Origin of the sequence: Tessaracoccus sp. MC1679 (genome assembly GCF_014164775.1) — a bacterium.
Lineage (GTDB): Bacteria > Actinomycetota > Actinomycetes > Propionibacteriales > Propionibacteriaceae > Arachnia.
This window is the reverse complement of sequence record NZ_JACJGB010000001.1, coordinates 628462-653235: the sequence shown is the minus strand read 5'-3', so window position 1 is coordinate 653235 and position 24774 is coordinate 628462. Positions and strand designations below refer to the sequence as shown.

At 69.8% G+C, this 24774-nt stretch carries 20 protein-coding genes and 1 riboswitch; of the genes, 11 read left to right on the top strand and 9 right to left on the bottom strand.

The features are described 5' to 3' along the window. The first annotated feature begins 41 nt into the window (after positions 1 to 41). Both H5398_RS03070 and H5398_RS03065 read left to right on the top strand, forming a co-directional pair. On the top strand, positions 42 to 539 hold the full coding sequence (locus tag H5398_RS03070) for a flavodoxin domain-containing protein (RefSeq protein ID WP_182798956.1): 498 nt from the start codon (positions 42 to 44) through the stop codon (positions 537 to 539). A 95-nt stretch (positions 540 to 634) separates the two neighbouring features. Continuing rightward, on the top strand, positions 635 to 1384 hold the full coding sequence (locus H5398_RS03065) for an extensin family protein (RefSeq protein ID WP_182798955.1): 750 nt from the start codon (positions 635 to 637) through the stop codon (positions 1382 to 1384). On the opposite strand, the gene H5398_RS03060 is transcribed toward H5398_RS03065, so the two are convergent. Both H5398_RS03060 and H5398_RS03055 read right to left on the bottom strand, forming a co-directional pair. Beyond that, positions 1375 to 3039 (bottom strand): DUF885 domain-containing protein, encoded by a 1665-nt coding sequence (locus H5398_RS03060; RefSeq protein ID WP_182798954.1) that lies wholly within the window; start codon positions 3037 to 3039, stop codon positions 1375 to 1377. The genes H5398_RS03065 and H5398_RS03060 overlap by 10 nt on opposite strands. A 26-nt stretch (positions 3040 to 3065) precedes the next feature. Next, the gene (locus H5398_RS03055; RefSeq protein WP_182798953.1) at positions 3066 to 4106 is read right to left on the bottom strand and encodes an LLM class flavin-dependent oxidoreductase; all 1041 of its coding nucleotides are present in this window, start codon (positions 4104 to 4106) and stop codon (positions 3066 to 3068) included. A 312-nt stretch (positions 4107 to 4418) separates the two neighbouring features. Beyond that, a riboswitch (guanidine-III (ykkC-III) riboswitch) is annotated at positions 4419 to 4484 on the top strand. Between the two features lie 18 nt (positions 4485 to 4502). Here H5398_RS03055 and H5398_RS03050 point away from each other — a divergent pair. Beyond that, entirely contained in the window at positions 4503 to 4817 is a 315-nt protein-coding gene (locus H5398_RS03050; protein WP_182781305.1) for a multidrug efflux SMR transporter, read from the top strand. Continuing rightward, positions 4814 to 5188 carry a multidrug efflux SMR transporter gene (locus H5398_RS03045; RefSeq protein WP_182798952.1) on the top strand — a complete coding sequence of 125 codons (375 nt, stop codon included), beginning with the start codon at positions 4814 to 4816 and terminating at the stop codon, positions 5186 to 5188. The genes H5398_RS03050 and H5398_RS03045 overlap by 4 nt, the downstream gene beginning before the upstream one ends. 52 nt (positions 5189 to 5240) lie before the next feature. On the opposite strand, the gene H5398_RS03040 is transcribed toward H5398_RS03045, so the two are convergent. Beyond that, positions 5241 to 7148 (bottom strand): penicillin-binding transpeptidase domain-containing protein, encoded by a 1908-nt coding sequence (locus H5398_RS03040; protein WP_182798951.1) that lies wholly within the window; start codon positions 7146 to 7148, stop codon positions 5241 to 5243. Positions 7149 to 7358: 210 nt separating this feature from the next. Between H5398_RS03040 and H5398_RS03035 the strand changes: the two genes are divergently transcribed. Then, a complete protein-coding gene (locus H5398_RS03035; protein ID WP_220489065.1) occupies positions 7359 to 8549 on the top strand; it encodes a TerC family protein in 1191 nt (396 codons plus the stop codon). Positions 8550 to 8558: 9 nt separating this feature from the next. Further along, positions 8559 to 9887 (top strand): MFS transporter, encoded by a 1329-nt coding sequence (locus H5398_RS03030; protein WP_182798949.1) that lies wholly within the window; start codon positions 8559 to 8561, stop codon positions 9885 to 9887. A gap of 16 nt (positions 9888 to 9903) precedes the next feature. On the opposite strand, the gene H5398_RS03025 is transcribed toward H5398_RS03030, so the two are convergent. Together H5398_RS03025 and H5398_RS03020 are read right to left on the bottom strand one after the other, a co-directional pair. After that, entirely contained in the window at positions 9904 to 10557 is a 654-nt protein-coding gene (locus H5398_RS03025) for a response regulator transcription factor (protein WP_182781311.1), read from the bottom strand. 1 nt (position 10558) lies between these two features. Next, on the bottom strand, positions 10559 to 11764 hold the full coding sequence (locus H5398_RS03020) for a histidine kinase (protein ID WP_182798948.1): 1206 nt from the start codon (positions 11762 to 11764) through the stop codon (positions 10559 to 10561). 68 nt (positions 11765 to 11832) lie between these two features. On the opposite strand from H5398_RS03020, the gene H5398_RS03015 reads away from it, so the two are divergent. After that, positions 11833 to 14448: an FAD-dependent oxidoreductase gene (locus tag H5398_RS03015; protein ID WP_370586035.1), complete on the top strand. Its 2616-nt coding sequence runs from the start codon at positions 11833 to 11835 to the stop codon at positions 14446 to 14448. Positions 14449 to 14543: 95 nt separating this feature from the next. Here the strand turns inward: H5398_RS03015 and H5398_RS17145 are convergent, their stop codons facing one another. The 4 genes from H5398_RS17145 to H5398_RS03000 all read right to left on the bottom strand — a co-directional run bounded on the left by H5398_RS17145 (position 14544) and on the right by H5398_RS03000 (position 16981). Then, complete coding sequence (locus tag H5398_RS17145; RefSeq protein WP_255443458.1) at positions 14544 to 14669, bottom strand: hypothetical protein; 126 nt, start codon at positions 14667 to 14669, stop codon at positions 14544 to 14546. Between the two features lie 47 nt (positions 14670 to 14716). After that, positions 14717 to 15706 (bottom strand): UDP-glucose 4-epimerase GalE, encoded by a 990-nt coding sequence (gene galE / locus H5398_RS03010; protein ID WP_182798947.1) that lies wholly within the window; start codon positions 15704 to 15706, stop codon positions 14717 to 14719. Between the two features lie 82 nt (positions 15707 to 15788). Further along, the gene (locus tag H5398_RS03005; protein WP_182798946.1) at positions 15789 to 16394 is read right to left on the bottom strand and encodes an MBL fold metallo-hydrolase; all 606 of its coding nucleotides are present in this window, start codon (positions 16392 to 16394) and stop codon (positions 15789 to 15791) included. Continuing rightward, on the bottom strand, positions 16391 to 16981 hold the full coding sequence (locus tag H5398_RS03000; protein ID WP_182781315.1) for a TetR/AcrR family transcriptional regulator: 591 nt from the start codon (positions 16979 to 16981) through the stop codon (positions 16391 to 16393). The genes H5398_RS03005 and H5398_RS03000 overlap by 4 nt, the downstream gene beginning before the upstream one ends. Positions 16982 to 17091: 110 nt before the next feature. Between H5398_RS03000 and H5398_RS02995 the strand changes: the two genes are divergently transcribed. The 4 genes from H5398_RS02995 (at position 17092) to glpK (ending at position 24639) form a co-directional block, all read left to right on the top strand. Beyond that, positions 17092 to 19749, top strand: coding sequence for an MMPL family transporter (locus tag H5398_RS02995; RefSeq protein ID WP_182798945.1), 2658 nt, complete (start codon positions 17092 to 17094; stop codon positions 19747 to 19749). After that, positions 19746 to 22109: a YhgE/Pip domain-containing protein gene (locus H5398_RS02990; protein WP_182798944.1), complete on the top strand. Its 2364-nt coding sequence runs from the start codon at positions 19746 to 19748 to the stop codon at positions 22107 to 22109. The genes H5398_RS02995 and H5398_RS02990 overlap by 4 nt, the downstream gene beginning before the upstream one ends. Positions 22110 to 22325: 216 nt before the next feature. Beyond that, a complete protein-coding gene (locus tag H5398_RS02985; protein WP_182781318.1) occupies positions 22326 to 23099 on the top strand; it encodes an MIP/aquaporin family protein in 774 nt (257 codons plus the stop codon). Between the two features lie 22 nt (positions 23100 to 23121). Further along, positions 23122 to 24639 (top strand): glycerol kinase GlpK, encoded by a 1518-nt coding sequence (gene glpK, locus H5398_RS02980; protein WP_182798943.1) that lies wholly within the window; start codon positions 23122 to 23124, stop codon positions 24637 to 24639. Positions 24640 to 24774: the final 135 nt, after the last annotated feature.

Below are 24774 nucleotides of genomic sequence, written 5' to 3'. Positions count from 1 at the left end.
CGGGAGCTACGGGGCGGACCCCGTTGGCTAGCGTGTGCGCCATGGGCAAGGTTCTGGTTGCGTACGCGACCCGCGGGGGCACCGCACGCGACATCGCCGAGGCCGTCGGCTCGGTCCTGAGATCCACCGGGCATCAGGTCCTCGTCGCGGACCTGAAGTCCCGCCCCTCCGTCGACGGCGCGGCGCTGGTGGTGCTCGGCAGCGGGATCAATGCGGGCAGCTGGTATCAGGAGGCGACGGCGTGGGTCGCGGCGGAGGAGGGCGCGCTGCGGGAGGTGAGTGTCGCGGTGTTCAACGCCTGCCTCAACGCCGCGGATCCGGCCAAACGCGTCGAGTCGCTGGCCTACAACGCTTCGATGGCGCAACGGCTGGGCGCGGAGGCGAGCGAGTCGTTCGCCGGGCGGTTCGTTCCCGAGCGTGTGAGCTGGTGGAGGAGATGGTTTCTGCACACGATGCAGAAGCCGATGCAGGACAACCTGGATCTCGGCGCGGTGCGCGCCTGGGCGTCGACCCTCGACGTGCCCTCATCCGCTGTCTAAGCGACGGCCCCGCCGGTAGCGCGGGGCCCCGTTCGAACGGGTGGTGACCCCCACCCCGACGCCGACCCGAGCCAGGCGCGCATACCATCGAAGGCATGCGACGCCGTGCCTTCCTCCTCGGAGCCGCCGCACTCCCGGCGGCGGCCTGCTCAGGTCCCGTGTCGCTGCCCATCCCTGACGTCGGCGGCCTCGGCGGGTGCCGCACACCCGACTCACTGACGTCCTTCTCCTCGCTCGGCGGCGCACCGCTGAGCTACGAAATCACCGGCACCCCGCAGGCGTTCCGCGCCGACCCCCGGTTCATCGAGCGTCTCGAGGAATGGGCCGCGGAGTGGGTCTCGGTCAGCGGCCTAGGGCCCCTCCGGGAGGTATCCACGTACGGCGCCTTCGTCGACAGGTGCGACTCCTGGCACGCCGCCGGCCGCGCCTTCGACTTCGCCGAGCTGGTGCACGAGGGCGGCCGCGTGTCCTGCCGCTACGACCTCTGGGGCGAGGACCCCGCCGAGCTCCCCGGCTACTGGCGGCTCGCCGCCTCCGTCGCGTCCCGCTTCACCTACACGCTGACCTACCGCTACAACGCGCAGCACCACAACCACATCCACATCGACAACGGGATCAACGGCTACGAGGCCGCGTCGTTCCGGGAGGGGTCGCGGACCCAGGTGGAGCTGGTGCAGGGCGTGCTGCGGCATCTGTTCGGCCGCGACGTCGAGGCGTCGGGCCGCTACGACGAGCAGACCAGGTCCGCGGTCCGCGCCGTCCAGCGGGAGCTGGGCATCAGCGTCCCCCTGGCCTCGGCCGACGGGTGGCGCGAGTTCCTCACGGGCGCCGCGGGTCAGCGCTGAGCTTTCAGCGCCTCCCGCAGCACGTCCAGGCCGACGGACCCGAGGTCCAGAGCCCGGCTATGGAACTTTCGCAGGTCGAACGACGCCCCGTCACGCGCCGCCGCCTCGTCGCGGGCCTGCTCCCACAGCCGCTGCCCCACCTTGTACGCCGGGGCCTGCCCTGCCCAGCCCAGGTACCGCTCCAACTCGAAGCGCACGAACTCCTCGGCCATGTTCACGTTGGCCTTGAGGAACGGCCACGCCTTGTCCGCGTCCCAGGTGCCGCCGCCCCACTCCTCGGGGGCCGGCTTGCCGAGGTGGACGCCGATGTCGAGGACAACGCGGGCGGCCCGCATCCGCTGGGCGTCGAGCATCCCCATCCGGTCTCCCGGGTCGTCGAGGAAGCCGAGCTGTTCCATCAGCCGCTCCGCGTACAGCGCCCAGCCCTCGCCGTGCCCGGACACCCAGCAGATCAGGCTGCGCCATCTGTTGAGCTCGCCGGCGCGGTAGACGGCCTGCGCGATCTGAAGGTGATGCCCCGGCACGCCCTCGTGGTACACCGTCGTCTTCTCGCGCCAGGTGCCGAAGCTCTCGACGCCCGGGGGAACCGACCACCACATTCGCCCCGGCCGCGAGAAGTCGTCCGTGGGGCCGGTGTAGTAGATGCCGCCGTGCTGCGTGGGGGCGATGCAGCACTCCAGCCGGCGGATGGGGTCCGCGATGTCGAAGTGGGTGCCCGCCAGCGCCTCGACGGCGGCGTCCGAGGTCTGCTGCATCCAGCTCTGGAGGGCGTCGGTGCCGTGGAGCTGTCTGGTGACGTCCTCGTCGAGGAGACGCATGGCCTCGTCGGCGGTGGTGCCGTCACCGTAGAGCTGATGCGCCACCTCGTCCTGCTCCGCGACGATGCGGGCCAGTTCCTCGCGACCCCACTCGTAGGTCTCGTCCAGGTCGATGGTGGCGCCCAGGAACTGCCGCGACAGCCGACCGTAGCGTTCCCGGCCGACGGCGTCGGCCCGCGGCGCGCGGGGGGCGAGCTCGCGCAGGCTCTCCGCGAGCCGGGCGTAGGCGCCGCGGGCCTGGTCCGCGTTGTGGCTCAGCGTGTCGGCGAGCGGCCCGGACGCATCCGGGGAGGCCGCCAGGGAGGTCCAGAAGGAGCCGTCCCCGGCGAGCTCGTCGGCCTGTCTGATGCCCATCTCCATCTGCCGGAGCGCCGGCGCGGGGCCCTGGTCGACGGCGAGGCGCAGCGACTCGATGTACCCGTCGACGGCTGCGGGCACCGCGCCCATGCGCGCGGCGATGATCTCCCAGTCGTCGGTGGTGGCGGTGGGCATGAGGTCGAAGACGTCACGGATGTGCTGGAGCGGGGAGGCGATGTTGTTGAGCTGGGCGTAGTCCTCCCCGGCTTCGAACAGCTCGAGGTCCAGCCCGAGGCGTTCGCGCATCGCGGCGGCGGTCACGGCGTCCACGTCGTCGACGGCCTCCGTGGCCTCCGCGAGGCGCAGCGCCGCCCGGGTGGCCTCGGCCCGCGCGGCCAGGCCGGCGGGGGAGAAGTCGTCGAGCTGGTGATCGTGGCCGGGCGCGCCGATTCCGGTGGCGGTGATGGGGCTGAGGGTGACGATGGTGTCGACGTAGGCGTCGGCGACCATGTCCAGCGGGGTGCTCACGCGGTTGGTCATGGCGCCGACGCTACCAGCGGGCTCCGTCAGCTTCCGGCGAGCATGTCCTTCACCAGTGGCACCAGCTCGGTGCCGTACAGGCCGATGGTGTCCATGATGGCCTCGTGGGACAGGCGCCCGGTGGACACCTTGAGCTGGAACCGCTGCGCGCCGAGCGAACGGAAGCCGTGGGCGACCTTGGCCGCCACCGTCTCGGGTGAGCCGACGGCCATGGCGCCGTGCTCCGCCTCGTCGTCGAAGTGGGCGCGGGTCATCCGGCCCCACCCGCGCTCGCGCCCGATCTTCGAGGTCTGCTCCAGCCAGGGCTTGAACATGCGCTCGCGGGCCTGATCGTCGGTGGCGGCGAGGTGTCCGTAGGAGTGCCAGCCCACAGGCTGCGGCTCCTTGCCCAACTCGTCGAGGGCGCGGCGGTGCAGGTCGGCGAACGGCGCGAACCGGTCCACGGAGCCGCCGATGATGGCCAGCATGAGCGGCAGGCCGTAGTTGGCCGCACGCAGCACGGACTGCGGGCTGCCGCCGACGGCCACCCAGGTGGTGAGCGGTGCGGTGGCGAGGCGCGGGAACAGTTCCACGTCGTCGAGGCTCTGCGTGAGCTGACCCGACCAGGTCTGCCGCCCGCCATGGATGAGCTGAGCGAGCATGGCGAGCTTCTCCTCGAAGAGGGCCTCGTAGTCGGCGAGGTCGTAGCCGAACAGCGGGAAGGATTCGATGAACGAGCCGCGACCGGCGATGAGTTCGGCGCGGCCGCCGCTCAGGGCGTCGAGGGTGGCGAAGCGCTCGAAGACGCGGACGGGGTCGTCAGAGGAGAGGACGGTGACGGCGGTGGCCAGCTTCAGGTGGGTCGTGCGGGTGGCGATGCCCGCCAGCACCATGTCGGGGGCTGAGACGGCGAAGTCGTCGCGGTGGTGCTCGCCGATGCCAATGACGTCGAGGCCCACCTCGTCGGCCAGGACCGCCTCGTCGATGAGGTTGCGGATCACCTGATCGTGGGGGAGGAGGGCGCCGTCGGGGCCGGCGGTGACGTCGCCGAAGGTGTCGATGCCGAATTCGAGCCGGTCGATGTCCATGGGTTCCTCGCAAAGATTGAGAGATCAACTATTCCCAGCCTACCCGCTCAGGCCGGCGCCTGCCCTTGGTGCGGACGCCTGCCCTCGGTGCGGACGCCTGCCCTCTAGCGCAGGCGCCTTTCTTGCGCCTGCCTTCGATTCAGCCGCCGGCGCTGGAGCGCGGGCGGCCAGAGCTAGCGCAGGCGCCCGCCCGGGCGCCAAGATCTAGCGCAGGCGTCGAGACCGAGCGCAGGCGTCGAGAACTAGGGCAGGCGTCGAGACCGAGCGCAGGCGCGGGGGGCCGCATGGGGCGGCGTCTCCGCGCTGGGTGCTAGCGTGGGCCGCGGCGACCCGCCCTGGACGACGGATCAGTACCCGGTGACGACAAGACTGGCCATTCCTTGAAAGGATTCGTCCATGGATTGGGTCATTCTGCTGGCCTCCGGCGTCCTCGAGGCAGTCTGGGCAACCGCCCTCGGTCGCTCCGACGGCTTGCGCCGCCCCACCCCCACCCTGATCTTCGCGGTCACGGCCGTCCTCAGCCTTGTCGGGCTTGGGTTCGCGCTCAACACGCTGCCCACCGGCACCGCCTATGCCGTGTGGACCGCCACCGGCGCCTCGCTGACAGTTGCGTGGGCGATGTTCACCCGCGTCGAGCCGGTGAGCCTGGCAAAGATCCTGCTGCTGGTGGGCATCGTCACGTGCGTCGTCGGCCTGAAGGTGCTGGCATGACCGCGCGATGGGCCTGGCCCATGTTGCTGGCCAGCGCCGTACTCGAGGCCGTCTGGGCCAACGCCCTGTCGGCCAGTGAGGGCTTCACCCGCCCAGTGCCCGTCTTCGTGTTTCTTGTGGCCACGGTTGCCTCGGTCGTCGGGCTGGCCTTCGCCATGCGCCACATCCCGACTGGGACGGCGTACGCGGTGTGGACCAGCGTCGGAACGGTGCTGACGGTCGCGTATTCGGTTGCCATCGGGGCGGAGGGCATCACCTGGCTGAAGGCACTGTTCCTGGCCGGGATCATCGGGTGCGTGATCGGGCTCAAGCGGCTCGACGGCGGCCACGCCGGGAACAGAGATGGTGCCGAACAGGCTGTGGCGTCCTGAGCCCCGCCCTGCCGAACGTCCCCGACGCCTCACCCACGGGGGCGCCTGACGCTCAGCGGAACAGCGAGACGATCAGGGGAGCGGCCGTGGTGCCGCCCGAATCCCCAACCTCGACGAACGACGCCACCGCGTACCTGTCGTTGTAGGCGATCATCCACGCGCTGGTCTGGAGCGCCCCCGCCGTACCCCACTGCGCGGTGCCCGTCTTCGCGCCCGTCATGATGCCCTGCAGCGAGCGGCCCGTGCCCGAGGTCACCGTCGTCTCCATCAGGGACTGGAGCGACTCCGCCTCTGCCGCGGTGAGCGGCGCCGCCGTCGGGGTGGCCTCCTCGCCCTTGACCAACCAGGGCAGCACCGTCCGCCCGGCCGCGACAGACGCCGCGACCGTCGCCATCCCCAGCGGTGACATGGTGACCTGACCCTGCCCGATCATCGAGGCCGCGAGGTCGATGGAGTTGGCCGGCTGGACCGTGCCGAAGTTGGACGTGAAGCCCACGTCGTAATCGGTGCCCACCCCGAGCGACCCCGCTGCCGCGTGCAGCTGCTCACCCGTGATGGACTCCGACGCGCCAGCGAAGGCCGTGTTGCACGACTGCGCGAAGGCTGTGCTGAGCGGGATCCGGCCCAGCGAACCGGACGGGTAACCCGAATAGTTGCCGAACGTGTAGGTGCCCACCGTGAGCGAGGCAGGGCAATTCACCGTCGACGACGGCGTCAGCCCGGACCGCAGCATGGCCAGGGCGGAGACCGCCTTGAAGGTGGAGCCGGGCGCGTAGTTGCCGTAGGTCACGTGCGGGTAGGTGCCGCCAGCCGGGGACTGCGCCGCGGCGAGGACGCCGCCGTCGGCCACGTCCAGCACCACCAGCGCCGCCATGCCGGTCTGCGTGCTCAACACCTCCTCGGCCTTCGTCTGCAGATCCCGGTCCAGGCTGAGGTCGATGCCGGAGCCCACGCTCTGATCCTGCTGGAACAGCGCCTTTTCCGGGGCGGGCGACGCCGACTCCGACGCGGTGGCGTCCTGACGCGGCACCAGGTCCACCCGCACGGAGGGCACGCCGCGCAGCTGCTCGTCGTAGCGGGCCTGCAGGCCGCTCAGCCCGACCCGGTCCTGGATGGTCAGCGTGCCGCCGGACTCGTCGATCATCTCCTTGGTGGGGGTGCCGACCGAGCCCAGGATGGGTGCCGCGAAGGAGCCGCCGGGGCCGACGATGGCCGAGATCTCGCGGACGTAGGCGCCCGGCACCTGGCTGATGGTGGGCGGAATCTCAGCCTGGACCATGGTGGCCGCGACCACGAACGCCCTGGGGCCGTTGGCCAGGACCTTCTTCGTGAACGCCGCGGCGTCCACCTCCAGGATGGCGGCCAGGTCCGACGAGGCCGTCGGCCACTCGGCTGCCTCCACGGAGGACTTGTCCAGGCCCACCTCGAACATGGCCCCCTCCTCGACGATCGCCACGCCGGCGTTGTCGTTGATGGGTGCCCGGCGGCCCTCAGTGAGCGTGTGCCGCAGCCGGGTGGCCTCGGTGAGCTCCGGGTGGATGATCGAGGGCGCCCAACTCAACCGCCACTTGTCCCCGGAATAGCGCAGCCTCGCCTCCGACGGGTAGGTCCACCCCTCCTTACCCAGCTGGAAGCTCATGGTGAGGGTGGCGACGGCCACGTCGTCGTTGGCCTGGTAGGCCACGGGCCCGGCGCTGACGGTGGGGTAGATCTCGTCCATTCCCGCAAAGATGGCCTCGAAGTCTGTCTGCGCCTCCGCGGCCACGCCCACCATCGGGAGGCCGGAGACGTCCTGCGCGTTGAGCGCATCCACGACGGCGGTGAGGGCCTCGTCGATGGGGGGCAGATCCGGGCGCCCCGCCTGCGAACCACTGGGGTTGGGATCAGGGTCCGGCCCGGGGGCGCACCCTGCCAGGAGCAGTGCCAGCGTCATCGCGGCGGCCAGCAGACGTCGTCTCATGGGGGACCTCCTGTTCGTGACAAGGCTACCGGGGCCTTCCGACACCTTCGGTGACCCCGCCGTCGGGAAACGGCGGAGGCTCGCCATCCAGGCGTGCCTCGTCGCGGATTGGTGGTCGGCCCGTGCCCCGGTACCCTGGAAATGGCGTCTCGCAGACCTTCTACCCGGGTCTTCCCGAGCCAGTCGCCTCAACACAGGAGAAGAATTCCGTTGAACGTACCCCTCTGGGTGTGGGCCATCACCATCCTCGTCATTCTCGGCCTGCTGGCCTTCGACTTCTTCTTCCACGTCCGCAAGGCGCACATCCCGACGCTCCGGGAGGCGGCCATCTGGTCCGCCATCTACGTGGGGCTGGCGCTGCTCTTCGGCGTGCTGGTCTGGGTCTTCGGCGGCGCCCAGATGGGCGCGGAGTACTTCGGCGGCTACATCACGGAGAAGGCGCTCAGCGTCGACAACCTCTTCGTGTTCCTCATCATCATGTCCAGCTTCGCCGTCCCGAGGCAGGACCAGCAGAAGGTGCTGCTGTTCGGCATCGTGTTCGCGCTGATCGCCCGCACCGGGTTCATCTTCGCGGGCAAGGCCATGATCGAGGCGTTCTCCTGGACGTTCTACCTGTTCGGGCTCATCCTCATCTTCACGGCGGGCAAGTTGCTGGCGCCGGAGAAGGACGGCGAGGAGGAGGGTGCCAACAACTTCATCATCCGCCTGGCCAAGAAGTACCTGCGCACCACGGACCACTACGACGGCGACAAGCTCTTCACCATCGAGAACGGGCGCCGCGTGCTCACCCCGATGCTGCTGGTGATGATCGCCATCGGCGGCACGGACATCCTGTTCGCGCTGGACTCGATCCCCGCCATCTACGGCCTCACCCAGAACGTGTTCATCGTGTTCACGGCCACTGCCTTCTCCCTGATGGGGCTTCGCCAGCTGTACTTCCTCATCGACGGTCTCCTGGACCGGCTCATCTACCTCAAGTACGGCCTGTCCCTCATCCTCGGTTTCATCGGCGTCAAGCTGATCCTGCACGCGCTGCACGAGAACAACCTGCCGTTCATCAACGACGGCGAGCCGGTGCCGGTCTACGAGATCGAGATCGGGCTGTCGCTGACCGTCATCCTCGGCATCCTGGTCGTCACGGTGCTGGCGTCGATCTTCAGCCCCACCGGCAAGATGCAGACCGCCGTCCGTCAGATCGATCGCCTCGCCTACGGCTACGTCCACACCGAGTACCACGGCGACGAGGTGGAGCGCGAGGCCAACTACCAGCGCATGCTGGACGCCGAGTCGGCGCTCACGCAGTTCGACCAGGACAAGCTCATGGAGCAGATGGAGGAGACCGGGGCCCTGCGCGCGGTGGAGAAGGCTCACCGGATGCACGCGGACGCCACCAGGCGCTAGCCGTCACGGATGCAGGTGATCGCCGCCCTCCGGCGGCTCTGGCGTCACGCGTCGTTTCGCCGTCTCCTGGCGCTGCGCACGCTCAGCCAGGCGGCAGATGGCACCCTGCAGGTGGGGATGGCCTCCTACATCCTGTTCTCGCCACAGTCGCAGCCGAATGCGGCCGCGATCGCCGGGGTGCTGGCCATCACGCTTCTGCCGTTCACGGTGATCGGGCCGTTCGTCTCCCCGCTGCTGGACCGCTGGCCGCGCCGCAACGTGGCCCTCTACTCCGACGTCGCCCGAGCCGGTCTCGCGGCCCTCATCGGCCTGGTCATCGCCTCGGGCGCGACGACGGGGGGATGGGCGGTGGTCCTCTACGGCGCCCTGCTGCTGGCGATGAGCATCAACAGGTTCATGCTGGCGGGGCTGTCGGCGGGGCTGCAGCACACCGTCGACGCCGATGAGTACCTGACCGCGTCGTCGATCCTGCCGACGGTGGGGCCGCTCGGCGTGGTCATCGGCGCCGTGCTGGGGTTCGTGACGCGCGCCGCGCTCGGCGGGGTGGTGCCCGCGCACCAGGCGGACGCCGTCGTGTTCGGGCTTGCCTCGGCCATGTTTGTGGGCTCGGTCCTGGTGTGTCGCGGGTTCGCCCGCGGGGCGCTGGGGCCGGACGTCGCTGGAGAGCGGACGAGCCTGAGGCGGGTCCTCGCGGGCCTCGCCGAGGCGGGGCGACACCTCCAGACCCGTCCCGCCGCGGTGCTGGCGCTGGCGCTGATGGCGGTGACGCGCCTGTTGTTCGGGGTGTGGAGTGTCGCGGTGATCCTCGCCGCGAGGCACGTGTGGAACCCGGTCGACAGGCCCGGGGATGCGCTCGCGGACCTCACCGTGTGGGGGCTGGTCACGGGCGCCGGGTTCATCCTCGCGGCGCCCGTGGTCCCCACCCTGGTTCGCCTCCTCGGGCTTCGACGGGCCGCCACGGCGCTGCTCGCCGCGGCCGCCGTCGTCTCGGCTGGCGCCGCCCTCACCACGTCCATGCTGCCGCTGCTGGTGGCGAGCTTCTTCATCGGCCTGACCGTGCAGTCGTTCAAGATCTGCGTCGACACCATTGTGCAGGCGCACGTCGACGAGGAGTACAAGGGCCGGGCCTTCACGTTCTACGACGTGGGCTTCAACGGCGCCTTCGTGCTGGCCGGGCTGGTGGCCGTGGCGGTGCTCCCCCCGGGCGGGCTCTCGACCCCCGCCTTCCTGGGAATCGCGGTCGTCTATGCGGCCTGCGTCGTGGTGCTGGTGGACGTGAGCCGACGGCTGGGCCGTGAGGCGCTGGAGCGCGGTACCGAGGATCTCCTGCGCTCCTGAGCCCCCTCCACCCGGGTCAGGTGTCGAGCAGGCCGCACTCGTGGGCGATGAGGACCAGGCCAACCCGGTCGCGGGCGCCCAGCTTGCTCAGCAGCCGCCCGACGTGGGTCTTGACCGTGCCTTCGGCCATGTACAGGCGCTGCGAGATCTCTGTGTTGTTCGCCCCGTGCGCCACCTGCTCGAGGACCTCCCGCTCGCGGTCCGTGAGCGCGTCGAGGCGGCTGTCCGGGGCCAGGCCAGCCTTGGGGAGGAGCGGCGCGAACTGGGTGAGCAGCCGGCGGGTCGCCGACGGCGCCACGACGGCGTCGCCGCTGGCCACCGCGCGGATGGCGCCCAGCAGCTCCTCGGGGAGGGCGTCCTTGAGCAGAAACCCGCTCGCGCCGCCCCGGATGGCCGCGAACACGTACTCGTCCAGGTCGAAGGTGGTCAGCACCAGCACCTTGGTGTCCAGGCCCAGGGCGCTGATCTGCCGGGTGGCCTCGATGCCGTCCATGACGGGCATCCGGATGTCCATGAGCACCACGTCGATGCGCTTGGTCCGGACCGCGGCCACGGCGTCGCGGCCGTTGTCCACCTCGCCCACGGTCTCCATGTCGTCGGCCGAGTCGATCAGCATCCGGAAGCCACTGCGCACCAACGACTGATCGTCCGCCAACAGCACTGTGATCACGTCAGGCCCCTCTCAGCCAACTCTTGCCCAGCTGGCTCGGCATCGGAAGCCGCGCCCGCACCTCGTACCCGCCGCCCGCCCACGGCCCGGCCGTGAACTCGCCGCCCATCGCCAGCACCCGCTCCCGCATCCCGGGGATCCCTGAGCCGTGTCCGTCGGAGGTCGACAGCGCGCCCAGCCCGTCGTCGCGGACCTGGATCTCGATGGCCTCCGGGGTGAACCCCACGCGTACCTCCGCGGTCGCGGTGGGGCCGGCGTGCTTGAGGAAGTTGGTGACGGCCTCCTGCAGGACCCGGAATGCGGTCACGCCCAACGATTCGGGCACCAGCGGGACCTCGCCGTCGACCTCCAACGTGATCCGGTCGCCCGCGCCGGCGATCAGTTCGGGGATCTGGGTGAGCGACGGCGACGGCCCGAAGGCGGGGGAGTCCGCGTCGCCGCGCATCAGGGCCACGATCCGGCGCACTTCCCCGATCGACTTGCGCCCCGTGTCCGCGATCACGTCAAGGGCCTCGACGGCGGCCTCTGGGCGCTTCGCCGCCATCGCGCGGGCCCCCTCGGCCTGCACGACGATGATCGACAACGAGTGGGCGAGGACGTCGTGGAGCTCCTGCGCCACCTCGGTGCGCGCCCGCCTCGCGGCGAGCTCCGTGCGCTGCCGCTCGGAGCGTTGGGCGGCCGTGAACCGCTCGGTGACGATCTCGCGGTCAAGCGCCTCCGTCAAGGCGCGCTCGCGCAGGAACCGTCCCCACAGGAAGCTCAGCGCGACGATGGCCAGGCACAGCAGCACCAGCAGCGTTGTGCCGACGAGGCGGTACGGCTGCGGCATGCCGCCCGTCCAGCTGAGCGGCCCGGCCAGCGAGCCGGCCACGCCGAAGGCCACCACCAGCAGCACCGCCGACATCCGCTGATACCTGCCGACGCTGTAGACGACGACGGGGACGGCGAGGAGGGCGGGGACCGGGGTGGTGAGTGTCGCGGCCATGCCGACGCCCGCGGCGCTCAGGACGCCCAGCGCGGCCAACGGCGCCACGCGTCGCACCACCAACGAGGCGCACATGAGCAGCGACCAGGCGATGGCCCGCCGCGAGAAGTCCACATCCGGCACAGCCAGGACGGGGACCCCGGTGCCGACGGCGAACACCGCAGCCAGGGCGGCGTCGCGGAGGACGGTGCGCCCGTCGCGTGACCACCGGTTGTCCATCATGATGTGGTCAGCCTAGGGGGAGGTGGCCGAGGGGGGGTCAGACCGTCGGCGTCGATCCCTCGTTGAGGGTGTACCCGGGTCTGACCGTCCGGTCCCAGGCGGCCGAGGCAGGAGATGCCAACGCCCACCCCGCCCGCAGACGCGGGTACCCCCACGGGTATTGTCCTGACAGAGGTGAGTCCACCCGTGAGCAGAGGAGCCCTGTCATAAAGATCGTCGTCGTCGGCGGTGTCGCGGGAGGTGCGTCGGTCGCGGCGCGCGCCCGCCGCCTGGATGAGTCCGCAGAGATCATCGTCTTCGAGCGGGGCGAGTACGTGTCCTTCGCAAACTGCGGGCTGCCCTACCACATCGGCGAGGTGATCACCGATCGCAGCCGACTGCTCCTCCAGACGCCCGAGAGCCTGAACGAATCGCTGGCCATCGACGTGCGCGTGGCCACCGAGGTGGTGGCGCTCGACGCCGAGGCCAGGACGGTGACGGTGCGCGAGGTGAAGACCGGCAGGGAGTACACCGAGTCCTACGACGCTCTGGCGCTGTGCCAAGGGGCGGACCCGCTGAAGCTGAAGCTTCCCGGCATCGACCTGCCCGGCGTCCACGTCCTGCGCAACATTCACGACATGGACGACATCAAGGCCCGCCTCGACGCCGCCCTCAAGGCAGCCGAGGCCGCCCGCCGCCCGGTCCGCACCGTCGTCATCGGGGCCGGCTACATCGGCATCGAGATGGCCGAGAACCTGCGCCACCGCGGCGCCGAAGTCACCGTCGTGGAGTTGAGTGACCAGATCCTGCCGCCACTGGACAAGGAGGTGTCGATCCCGGTCGAGCAGCACATCCGTGGTCGCGGGGTGGAGTTGATCCTCAGCACCGCGGCGGCGGCGTTCGCGAAGGGGCCAGGCGACAGTCTCAAGGTGGAGCTCAACAACGGCCGCACCCTGGAGGCGGACCTGGTCATCCTTTCCGCAGGCGTCCGCCCTAACGTGGGCCTCGCCGAGCAGGCCGGGCTGGCGCTGGGTCCCCGCGGCGGCCTCGCCGTCGACACCCACATGCGCACCTCGGACCCGCACATCTGGGCCGCCGGCGACGCCGTCGAGACCCCGCACACCGTGCTCCCCGGCTCGTGGATCACGCCTCTGGCCGGCCCGGCCAACCGTGAGGCGCGCGTGGCCGCCGAGAACATCTGCGGCCGCAGCACCGAATACCTCTCCACCCAGGGCACCTCGATCGTCAAGGTCTTCGAGATGACAGCCGGCGGCACGGGCGCCACCGAGCGGCAGCTCGAACGCGAGGGTGTGGCCTACCAGACGGTGCACGTGCACCCCTCCGGCCACGCCGGGTACTACCCGGGCACCGCGATGATGCACATGAAGGTGCTGTTCTCGCCTGTCGACGGCAAGGTGCTCGGGGCTCAGATCGCCGGGTTCGACGGCGTCGACAAGCGCCTCGACGTGCTCGCCACCGCCATCCGGCTCGGCGCGACAGTCCAGGACCTCGAGACCCTCGAGCTGGCGTACGCGCCGCCGTTCGGCTCCGCGAAGGACCCGGTCAACATGGCCGGTTTCGTCGCCACCAACGTCCTCCGAGGGGACCTGAAGCTCTGGTACGCCAAGGACTTCCCCGCCGCAGTAGAGGGGGCGCGGATCATCGACGTCCGCACGCCCGAGGAGTACGACATCTGGCACCTCCCCGGCGCCGAGAACGTGCCGCTGGGCACCATGCGGCAGGTCTGCGGAGCGTGGGACACGTCCGTCCCGATCCGCCTGTACTGCGCCGTCGGCTTCCGCAGCTATCTGGCATACCGCCTGCTCGTCCAGCGCGGGTTCGCCGACGTCAAGACGCTGTCGGGCGGCTCGCACACCTTCCGGTTCTGGCACGACCTCGAGCCCGTCGGCGATGCGGCCAGGAACCCGGAGATCTCCTACGCCGAGGCGATCGACCTCGTGACTGCCAAGCGCGGCACGGGCGAGGTCGTCGATCTCGACTGCACCGGCCTGGCCTGCCCGGGGCCCATCATGAAGCTCTCGAAGAAGATGGACGAGCTGGCCCCCGGCGACGACATCGTGGTCCACGTCTCAGACCCCGGCTTCGCTGCCGACGGCCCGGCGTGGGCCGCGACGAAGGGGCACGAGCTGCTCACCATGGTGCCCGAGGGCCCCGGCTTCGCCGCGACCTTCCGCAAGGGTGGCCAGCAGCCGATGGGTGCCATGTCCCAGCGGTTGGATCAGGTGTCGTTCGTCGTGTTCGCCGGTGACATGGACAAGGTGCTCGCCGCGTTCATCATCGCCAACGGCGCCATCGCGATGGGGCAGAAGGTGTCGATGTTCTTCACCTTCTGGGGGCTCAACGCGCTTCGTCGGCAGGACCCGCCCAAGCGGGACCGGGGAATGCTGGACAAGATGTTCGGCACAATGATGCCGTCCGGGCCTGGGAAGCTGCCGCTGTCCACCATGAACATGGCGGGCATGGGGGCGGCGATGATCAAGAAGGTGATGCAGGATCACTCCGTGCCGACGCTGCCCGAGCTCATCGAGGCCGCGCAGAGGGACGGGGCGCGTCTGATCGCCTGCACCATGACGATGGACCTGCTTGGCATGGCCGAATCCGACCTGATCGAGGGCATTGAGCTGGGTGGAGTGGCCACCTTCCTGGGGGAGGCCCAGAAGTCGGGCACCACGCTGTTCATCTGAGCCGCGGGCGTGCGCCCCGGCCGTACCAGTCGGGTGCGGCTCAGGCGAGTGTCAGTTCTGGTGGCGACTACGACACCAGAACTGACACCCGACGCTCAGACGGGGTCCGTGGCCTCGGCCCAGAGCGCGCGACGGCGGGCTGCCTCGCGTTGGTCGACGAAGGTCGACACCGCGGAGACGATCACCAGGATGGCCACCATCCACAGCACCTTGCGCATCATGGTCCCCACTGTAAGCGGGGCCCGGGCCACGAGCCAGTCCGGCCCGATCAGTAGCCGAGCATCTCCTTGCGCACGGGCAGCCACGCGATGGCGTCACGCACCGCCTCCTGCTCGGTGAGCTTCGCCTCCCAGCCCAGCACGTCCTTGGCCTTCGACGACACCGTGTACACGCCGGCCACGTCGCCAGGCCGGGACGGGCCCTCCTGGACCTTGAGCGCGTCGCCGGAGATCGCCTCGAACGAGGCGGCCAGTTCCTTGACGGTGACGCCGCTGCCGGTGCCGATGTTGAACACCTCGTAGGACGAGGTGGCCGTGGCCTTGTCGAAGCCCTCCAGAGCCGCGACGTGGGCCTGGGCGAGGTCCCAGACATGGATGAAGTCCCGGATGCCGGAGCCGTCGCGGGTGGGCCACTCGACGCCGGTGACGGTGAACGTCTCGCCCTTGCTCCACGCCTCGAGCAGCTTGGCCAGCACGTGGCTGGGCTTCTCGAGCTGCTGGCCGGAGCGCAGCTTCGGGTCCGTGCCGATGGGATTGAAGTAGCGCAGCGAGAGCACCTTCATGGCCGAGGCCCTGGTGAAGTCCTCGAGGATCATCTCGACGATGTACTTGGTGCGCGCATACGGCGAGCCGGGGGAGAGCGGCGAGTCCTCCGTGACGATGAAGTTCTCGTCCGGCGCGTAGATGGAGGCGGACGAGGAGAACAGGAACCGCAGGACCCCGGCCCGCTCCATCGCCCGCAGCAGCGTGATGGTCTTGGAGACGTTGTTCTCGTAGTAGTCCAGCGGCTGCTCGACTGACTCCGGCACCACGATCTTGGCGGCACAGTGCACCACGGCGTCGATCGAGTGCTCGGAGAAGACCCGCTCCAGGAGGGCCTCGTCAGCGAAGTCGCCCTCATAGACGTCGCGGTCTCCGATGAACTCGCGACGGCCGGTCGAGAAGTCGTCGAGGATCACCACCTCGTGTCCGGAGTCCTCGCACGCCGATGCGACGGTGCTGCCGATGTAGCCGGCGCCGCCGGTGATCAAGACCTTCATTCGTACCCTTCCCTGGTGCCTTCCCTCATCCTATTGCCGAGGGGGCCACGCGGACGGGCAGCGGTCACCAGCCGCGGCGAATCTAGTCCTCGAGCGCAGGGCGTTCGGCGCCGATGGTCGTCGACGGGCCGTGGCCGGTATGCACCGCCGTCTCGTCGGGGAGTGTGCACAACTGCGATTCGATGGACTCGATGATCTGCTCGAAGCTCGAGTAGTCCCATCGCGTGGCGCCCGGGCCGCCCTCGAAGAGGGTGTCGCCGCTGAACACGCAGCCGAGGCTCGCCGCGACGAGCGACGTCGAGCCGGGGGTGTGGCCAGGGGTATGCCGCGCGACGAGCTCTACCCCGCCCGCGTGGAAGACGTCGCCGTCCCGCAGCGGCTCGAACGTCGCCTCGCCGTGCTCGGCCGCCCACAGGAACCGGTCCGCCTCGTTCAGGTGCACCGGCGCCCCCACCAGCGCGGCGAACTCCACCGCCGCCCGCACGTGATCCCAGTGCCCGTGGGTGAGCAGGATCGCGGTGACCCTCCGCCCCGCGACAGCCCGGGCCACCGCGTCAGCATCGTGGGCCGGATCGATCACGACTACGTCTGCGCCCTCTCCGACGATCCACACGTTGTTCTCGTGCACCGGCGGACCGGCGGGGTCGTGGTTTCCCGCGGTGAGGAGTCGCTGCACCCGCGCGGTCACGCCTTCTCCCGGGTGAGGTGGCGGGCGACGGCGGTGATCAGCCGGTTGCGGAGCCCGGGCTGATCGCTGGCCGCGGTGCGCGGGTGATGCCAGATGGCCTCGAAGATCAGCAGCAGATCCTCCACGTCCACCTCGAACTCGAGCCCGGCCCGCTCGGCCGCCGAGGTCACCAGGTCCACGTACAGGGGCCAGACGTCCTTGCGCATCTCGTCGACCCGCTCGCCGAATTCCGGGTCCCGGTAGGCGCGCAGGTCGATCTCCATCAACGTCCGCATCACCTCGGGCCCCGCCTGGTTGACGTCGAGGATGCCGGCGATGATCTGCTCGGTGGTCATCTCGTCGGGCAGCGCCGCCAGCGATGAGCGATACAGGGCCACCTGATCCTCGGCCACGTGCCGCATCACCTCGACGCACACGTCGTCCTTGGTGGCGAAGTTGGAGTAGAACGCGCCACGGGTGAAGCCGGCGGCGGCGCACAGGTGCTCGACGCTGGTGGCGTCGATGCCGCGCCGGCTGAACTCCTCGATCGCCGCCAGGACGAGCCTGCGCCGCGTCTCAGACCGGCGTCGCGTGAGTTCGATAGTCATGGTCGCGGACCTCCAGAAGGATGGATGCAGAAATGTAGGCATTTCGGTGCATAGTTGTATCCTGTGAGCCTATCCGGCTTGGGATCGATCTGAAGAAGAGGCCCCGAAGTATGTCTGCTTGGCTCTATGCCGTTGGTCGTTGGTGCTACCGGCGCCGCCTCACCGTCATCGGTCTCTGGCTCTCGGCCCTCCTTGTGCTGGGCCTCGCCGCGGTGACCTTCGGGGGGTCGTTCAACAACGCGTTCGAGATCCCGTCCTCGAAGTCCCAGGAGGCGTTGGACAAGCTGCGCATGACGTTCCCGCAAGGGGCGGCGCTCTCCGCCCTGGCCATCGTCGTGGCCCCCGAGGGTGAGCAGGTGACTGATTCCCGGACCGAGATCGAGGCCTCCCTCGAGGAGTTCGGCGAGTTGTCCATGGTGGAGGCCGTCACGTCCCCGTGGAACGAGTACGTCGACGGGCTGATCTCGGACTCCGGGCGCGCCGCCATCATCCAGCTCAGCCTGGACTTCGACGGCCAGTCGCCCACCGAGGAGCAGCTCGAACCCATCAGCGAGGTGGCCGATGCCCTCCAGGCGGCCATGCCGGAGGGCACCCAGGTCAGCATGGGCGGCGAGGCCTACAACATCGAACTGCCTCACCTCTCCGTCATCGAGGCCATCGGGCTGGTGGTGGCGCTGGTGGTGCTGACGGTGGTGCTCGGCTCCATCGTGGCGGCCGGCCTTCCGCTGCTCACCGCCATCACCGGCGTGGGCATCGCGATGGCACTGATGTTCCTGCTGACCAGCATCTTCGACATCAACTCCACCACTCCGCTGCTCTCGGTGATGTTGGGGCTGGCGGTCGGCATCGACTACGCCCTCTTCATCCTCTCCCGGCACCGCGACCAGCTCCGCGAAGGGCTGGACCCCGAGGAATCCGCGGGCCGCGCCGTCGGCACCTCAGGCTCGGCCGTCGTCTTCGCCGGCCTCACCGTGTTCATCGCGCTGCTCGGACTTGGGGTGGCCAACATCCCCTTCCTCACCGTCATGGGCATCTTCGCGGCCATCACCGTCGCCGTCGCGGTGGCCATCGCGCTCACCTTCCTCCCCGCGCTGATGGGCGTGATGGGGGAGCGGATGCGCCCCAAGCCGCGCAAGGCGGCCGCCAAGCCCAGGAAGCACGGCGGCGCGTTCGCGTGGTGGGTCAACCTCACCACCTCCCGCCCCGTCCTCACCATCGTGCTGGTGGTGAGCAGCCTGGTGGCTCTGGCGCTTCCGGCGCTGGGGCTGCAGGTGTCGCTGCCGAACGCGGGCCAGCAGCGCCCGGACCAACCCGCACGGATCGCCTTCGACCTGATCGCCGAGCACTTCGGCCCCGGTGTCAACGGGCCCCTCATCGTCACCGCGGACATCATCGGCTCCACCGACCCCCTCGGCCTCATGGCCAGTCTCAAGGCGGATATCGAGCAGATGGACGGGGTGGCCAGCGTCCCGCTCGCCACCCCCAACCCCAACGCCGACACCGGCCTCATCCAGATCGTGCCCGAGACCGGCCCCGACGACCCCGCCACCGCGGATCTCGTCCGCGCCCTCCAGGGCCGGGCCGACGACTGGGAGGAGAGCTACGGCGTCTCCACCAACGTGACCGGCCTCACGGCAGTCCAGATCGACATCAGCGAGAAGCTCACGGCAGCCCTGCTGCCGTTCGGGCTCCTCGTGGTGGGGCTCTCCCTGGTCCTGTTGGCTGCGGTCTTCCGCTCGGTCTGGGTGCCCATCAAGGCGACGGTGGGGTACCTCCTCAGCGTCAGCGCCGCCTTCGGTGCCACCGCGCTGGTGTTCAACTACGGCTTCCTCAAGGAGGTCGTCAACCTCGAGCGCGGCATGCCGATCATCTCCTTCCTGCCCATCCTGCTGATGGGCATCCTGTTCGGCCTGGCCATGGACTACGAGGTGTTCCTCGTCAGCCGCATGCGGGAGGAGTACGTCCACGGCAAGTCGCCCCTGGAGGCCATCCGCGGCGGCTTCGTCGCCTCCGGGCCGGTGGTCATGGCGGCGGCCGTCATCATGGTGGCCGTGTTCGCGTTCTTCGTGCCGCAGGGCATGAGCGCCATCAAGCCGATCGCCTTCGCGTTGGCGGTGGGTGTCGCGGTGGACGCGTTCCTCGTCAGGATGACCCTGGTGCCCGCCGTCCTCGCGCTGCTCGGTGAGCGCGCCTGGTGGCTCCCGAAGTGGCTGGACCGGCTCCTGCCCACCTTCGACGTGGAGGGCGAGGTGCTCTCCACCGAGATGGCACTGAAGGGCTGGCCCGGCGATGGTTCCCTGCTCTACGCCGAGGGCCTCACGGTCGACGGCGTGGTGGGGCCCATTGACCTCAAGCTCGTGCCCGGCAACGTGATCGGGCTCGTCGGCCCCGTCGGCGCGCGCACCGGCGCGGCGCTGGCGCTCAGCGGGCGCCTGGAGACCACCGGCGGGCGTGCCCGCGTGGCCGGGGCGCTCCTGCCGCAGGCCGCCGGCAACGCCCGGCGTCGGGTTACCTACCTGGACCTCGCCCACGTCGACGATCCCGCCCTGGCGCTCGCCCAGACCAACCCGGGGAGGGTGGCGTTCATCGACTCGGTGGACCTCGTCACCACCCCTGAGGCCCGGGCCGCCCTCAACGCACTCGTGGACCGCGTCCGCGCGGACGGCGCCGTCGTGCTGTGCGCGGCGGTCGAGGACCACCTCGCAGACCACACCCTGGACGGCGTCTACGCCGCCCCGTCGATCGCTCACGAGGGGAGCCGGGCATGACACCCGAGACCCAGTCCGGACGCCGCGTCACCTGGCCGGCCATCGTCGCGCTGGTCCTTGTCCCGCTGCTGGCGGTGGCGGCCCTGCTCGCCCTGACCAGGCCGGGCGGTGACGAACAGATCTCCGCCGCCGTCGTCAACCTCGACGAGGCCGTCACGGTCAACGGGCAGCTCGTCCCCATGGGCCGCCAGCTGGCCGCCGCCATGATCGAGCGTGACGGCGAGAACGTCAGCTGGACGCTGGCGGACGAGCCGAGCGCGGCGGACGGGCTCGCCTCGGGGGAGTTCGCCGCCGTGGTGACCATCCCGCAGGGTTTCTCCGCAGCGGCAACCTCGTTCTCGGAGAACGACGCCGACACCGCCCAGCAGGCCACCATCGAGGTGCAGGTCAGCGAGAACGCGCCCGTCACCGACGCGCAGCTCGCCCAGCAGATCGCACGCCTTGCCACCGACACCATCAACGCCACCCTCACCGAGGGCTACCTCGACGGCATCTACGTGGGCTTCAACACCGTGGGTGAGCAGTTCTCCACGATCGTCGACGGCGCGCAGCAGCTGAGCGACGGGTCCGCCCAGCTGGCCGACGGGACGCTCCAGTCGTCCCAGGGTGCCAACCAGCTGAGCGACGGCATGGCGCTGCTCGGCGAGAACGGGCCGAAGCTCGCCGACGGCGGCGACCAGCTGGTCATCGGCATCCGCGAGCTCAGCTCCGGGAGCTCCCAGCTCGCCGCCGGCGCCGCCGAGCTGGCCGACGGCACGCAGCAGTTCGCCGACGGGGCGGATCAGCTCCTCACGGGCATCCCCGCATTCGCCGACGGTGCCGCGCAGGCGATCGGCGGGGTGGGGCAGCTGCGCGACGGACTGGACCAGGTCATCGCGGGTCTGGACCAGCCGCAGGACTTCTCCCAGCTCGAACAGCTCGCCGCCGGGGCCAGACAGACCGCCGACGGCGCCGCGGGGCTCTCCGGCGGCATTGGGCAGGTCAACCAGGCCATGCAGGGCTTCAGCTCAGGCGCCATCCCCGCGCCCGACCAGGTGACCGCCATCGGCGGCCAGATCGCCGCGGGCTTCGAGTGCCCAGTGGCCGACCCGGCCACCTGCGAGATGCTTCAGCAGACCTTCGCCGCGGGAGCGTCCGCCGGCGTCAGCGCAGGCTTCCAGGCCGGCACCGGCACCGCGTCCGCCGCCCTCACCACCCCGGACGCGGCCACCGGCCTGTCGCTCGTGGCCGGCGCGGAGGCGCTGGCCGGGGGAGCAGCCCAGCTGGCCGACGGCGTGGACCAGCTGGTCACCGAGCTGCCCGCCCAGACCGAGGCCCAACTGGGCGAACTCAAGGCGGGCCTGACCCAGATCCGCGACGGCGCCGACACCCTGGCCACCGAGGCCCAGCCGATCGTCGACAACGCCCCCGCGATCTCCGCCGGAGCCACCCAGCTCAACGACGGCGCTGGCGAACTCGCCGACGGCGCCTTGCAGTTCGCCGACGGGGTCGCCCAGCTCGACGACGGCGTCGGCCAGCTCGAGACGGGCGCCGCCACCTTCGTCGACGGCCTGACCCAGTACACCGAGGGCGTGACGTCGGCGGCCGACGGCACCGCGCTCCTCGCCGATGGGCTCTCGCAGCTCTCCGACGGTGCCCGGCAGCTGGACGACGGCGTGACCACGTTCGCCACCGAGCTGGCCAAGGGCGCGGACCAGGTGCCCACCTACTCCCCGCGCGATCGTGAGCGGCTCGCCACCGTCGTGGCGGCGCCTGTGGACACCCCCGACGACCTGCTGGAGAGCGGACGCGTGCCGCTCGTGTCTCTGCTGCTGGTGGCCGGGCTGTGGCTCGGCGCGGCGGCCGGCTTCGTCGTCTCCCGCCCCATCCCACGCGATGTGGTGACCTCCCGGGCGTCCAGTCTGGCCATGTGGGCGCAGACCATGTGGCTGCCGCTGGCGGTCGTGGCGGCCCAGGGCCTGGTGCTCGGCCTCGTCGGCGGCGTGGTCCTCGACGTCGGGTTCGGGTCGACGGTGGCGCTCGCCGCGCTCCTGGTGGTGATGGGCGCGTCGTTCGTCTTCACCAACCACGCGCTGGCCGGGTGGCTGGGCAACGCTGGGCGAGCGGTGTCGCTGCTCCTGCTCGTCATGACGGTGGCCCTGGGCCTGTCGTCGGCTGCGTCCTGGCTGAGCCCGATCGCGGCCGTCTCCCCGCTCCACAACGGCCTGCTGCTGGTGCGCGCCTGGCTGTCCGGAGGCAGTGGCGAGATCGGCCTCGCGACGATGGCGGTGCTGATGGCGGCGGTCGGGCTGCTGCTGTCGGTGTTGGCGGTCTCGAGCCGCCGTCGGATCACCGTGGAGCAGTACCTGCGCGCCGCCTGATCGTGCGGGCCCCGGCAGTCTGCCGGATTCTGCAAGTCGACGCGCAGTCTGTTCCGAAAGGTGCATTGTCAGAACCTGATGGTGCACGAACGTGCACCGTCCTTGCAAGGACGTGCAGACCAGAGTTGGCTTGTGGTCGGCGGCCGTTGGGGTCGTCATGAAGCATGCGTCACTGGTGACGCCGGACTGACAGAGCTGTCAGGAACGGAGTGAGGGATGGAAACCTCTTTGGGTGTTGTCTTCCTCTCGGAAGTCGTGGGATCAGCCATGCTGCTGCTGCTTGGTGGTGGTGTCGTCGCTAGCGCGATCCTCACCAAGACCAAGGGCAACGGGCAGGGCTTCCTTTTCATCAACTGGGGCTGGGGTATCGCGGTCTTCGCGGGCGTCCTCGTCTCGTACAAGTCGGGCGGCCACATCAACCCCGCCGTCACCCTGGGCATCCTCGCCTCGGGATCTGAGAACTACGCCACGGGCGTCCCGATCACGGCCGCGTCCACCGTCGTCTACATCGCTGCCCAGCTTCTCGGCGCGATGATCGGTGCGGTCCTCTGCTGGCTGGCCTACAAGGACCACTTCGATGAGGAGCCGGATCCGGCCCTGAAGCTCGCCGTGTTCTCCACCGGCCCTGCCATCCGCAACTACGCCATGAACGTGGTCACTGAGGTCATCGGCACCTTCGTCCTGGTCTTCGTCGTCCTCGCGGCAGGCAACTTCACAGCGAACAGCGGCGTCGCCCCCGCCAACCTCGGCTGGCTCGGCGCCCTCGGCGTGGCACTGCTGGTCCTCGGTATCGGCCTCAGCCTCGGTGGCCCCACCGGTTACGCCATCAACCCGACGCGTGACCTCGGCCCCCGCATCGTGCACGCCATCCTGCCCATCAAGGGCAAGGGCAGCTCCGACTGGGGCTACGCCTGGGTGCCGGTCGTCGGCCCCATCATCGGTGGCGTCCTGGCCGGCCTCCTCTCCGGCGTTCTCCTGCCGGCAATCTGATCGAAAGGAAATGAGTTAAGTAATGGCTGACAAGTACGTACTCGCAATCGACCAGGGGACAACGAGCTCCCGGGCCATCGTCTTCGACCACAGCGGCCAGATCGTCGCCACCGGTCAGAAGGAACACGAGCAGATCTTCCCGCGCGCAGGCTGGGTTGAGCACAACCCCGTCGAGGTGTGGAACAACGTCCGCGCCGTCGTCGCCGAGGCACTCAGCGGCGCATCCATCAACCACCAGCAGATCGCGGCGGTTGGCATCACCAACCAGCGCGAGACCACCGTCGTGTGGGATAAGAAGACCGGTGAACCCGTCTACAACGCCATCGTGTGGCAGGACACCCGCACCGCCAAGATCGTCGACGAGCTCGGCGGCGGAGACCAGGACAAGTACAAGGCACGCGTGGGCCTGCCCCTGGCCACCTACTTCTGTGGCCCCAAGGTCAAGTGGATCCTCGACAACGTCGAGGGCGCACGCGAGCGCGCCGAAGCCGGCGACCTCGTCATGGGCACCATGGACTCCTGGGTGCTGTGGAACATGACCGGCGGCGTCGACGGCGGAGTGCACGTCACCGACGTGACCAACGCCTCGCGCACCATGCTGATGGACCTCAACACCCTCAGCTGGGACGCGGAGATCGCGGCAGACATGACCATCCCCATGTCGATGCTGCCCGAGATCAAGAGCTCGGCCGAGGTGTACGGCGTGGGTCGCGCGGCAGGTCTCCTGCCCGACGTCCCCATCGCCGGCATCCTGGGCGACCAGCAGGCGGCCACCTTCGGCCAGGCCTGCTTCGAGCCCGGCATGGCGAAGAACACCTACGGCACCGGCAACTTCATGCTGCTCAACACGGGCGAAGCGATCGTCCCGTCGACGAACGGCCTGCTGACCACCGTGTGCTACAAGATCGGCGACAAGCCCGCCATCTACGCCCTTGAGGGCTCGATCGCGGTCACCGGCTCGCTGGTGCAGTGGCTGCGCGACAACCTGAAGATGTTCAACTCGGCCCCCGAGGTCGAAGAGCTGGCCAGCACGGTCGAGGACAACGGCGGCGCGTACTTCGTGCCCGCGTTCTCGGGCCTGTTCGCGCCCTACTGGAAGTCCAGCGCGCGCGGCGCGTTGGTCGGCCTCACCCGTTACGTCAACCGCGGCCACATCGCCCGCGCAGCGCTGGAGGCCACCGCCTACCAGACGCGCGAGGTGCTGGAAGCCATGGAGGCGGACTCGGGCGTCAAGCTCGCCGAGCTCAAGGTTGACGGCGGCATGACGATGAATGAGACGCTCATGCAGTTCCAGGCCGATCAGCTCGGCGTCGACGTGGTTCGCCCCGTTGTCGCGGAGACCACGGCCCTGGGCGCCGCCTACGCAGCCGGCATCGCCGTCGGCTACTGGGAGGGTGAGCAGGACGTCATCGACAACTGGGCAGAGGCCAAGCGCTGGAAGCCAGTGGTCGACGAGGCCGAGCGGGAGCGCAAGTTCCGCCTGTGGAAGAAGGCCGTCACGCGGACCTTCGACTGGGTCGACGAGGACGTCAAGGAGTGATCCTCCAAGGCTGATTCACGCGAGGGGCGCCGGGCAACCGGCGCCCCTTTCGCGTCCCCTCCCCGCTGGTTGAGCCACGCCTAGCCGCGGAGCGGCGCAGCGTGCGTCGAAACCGACGTTGGCTTCCCAGGGACC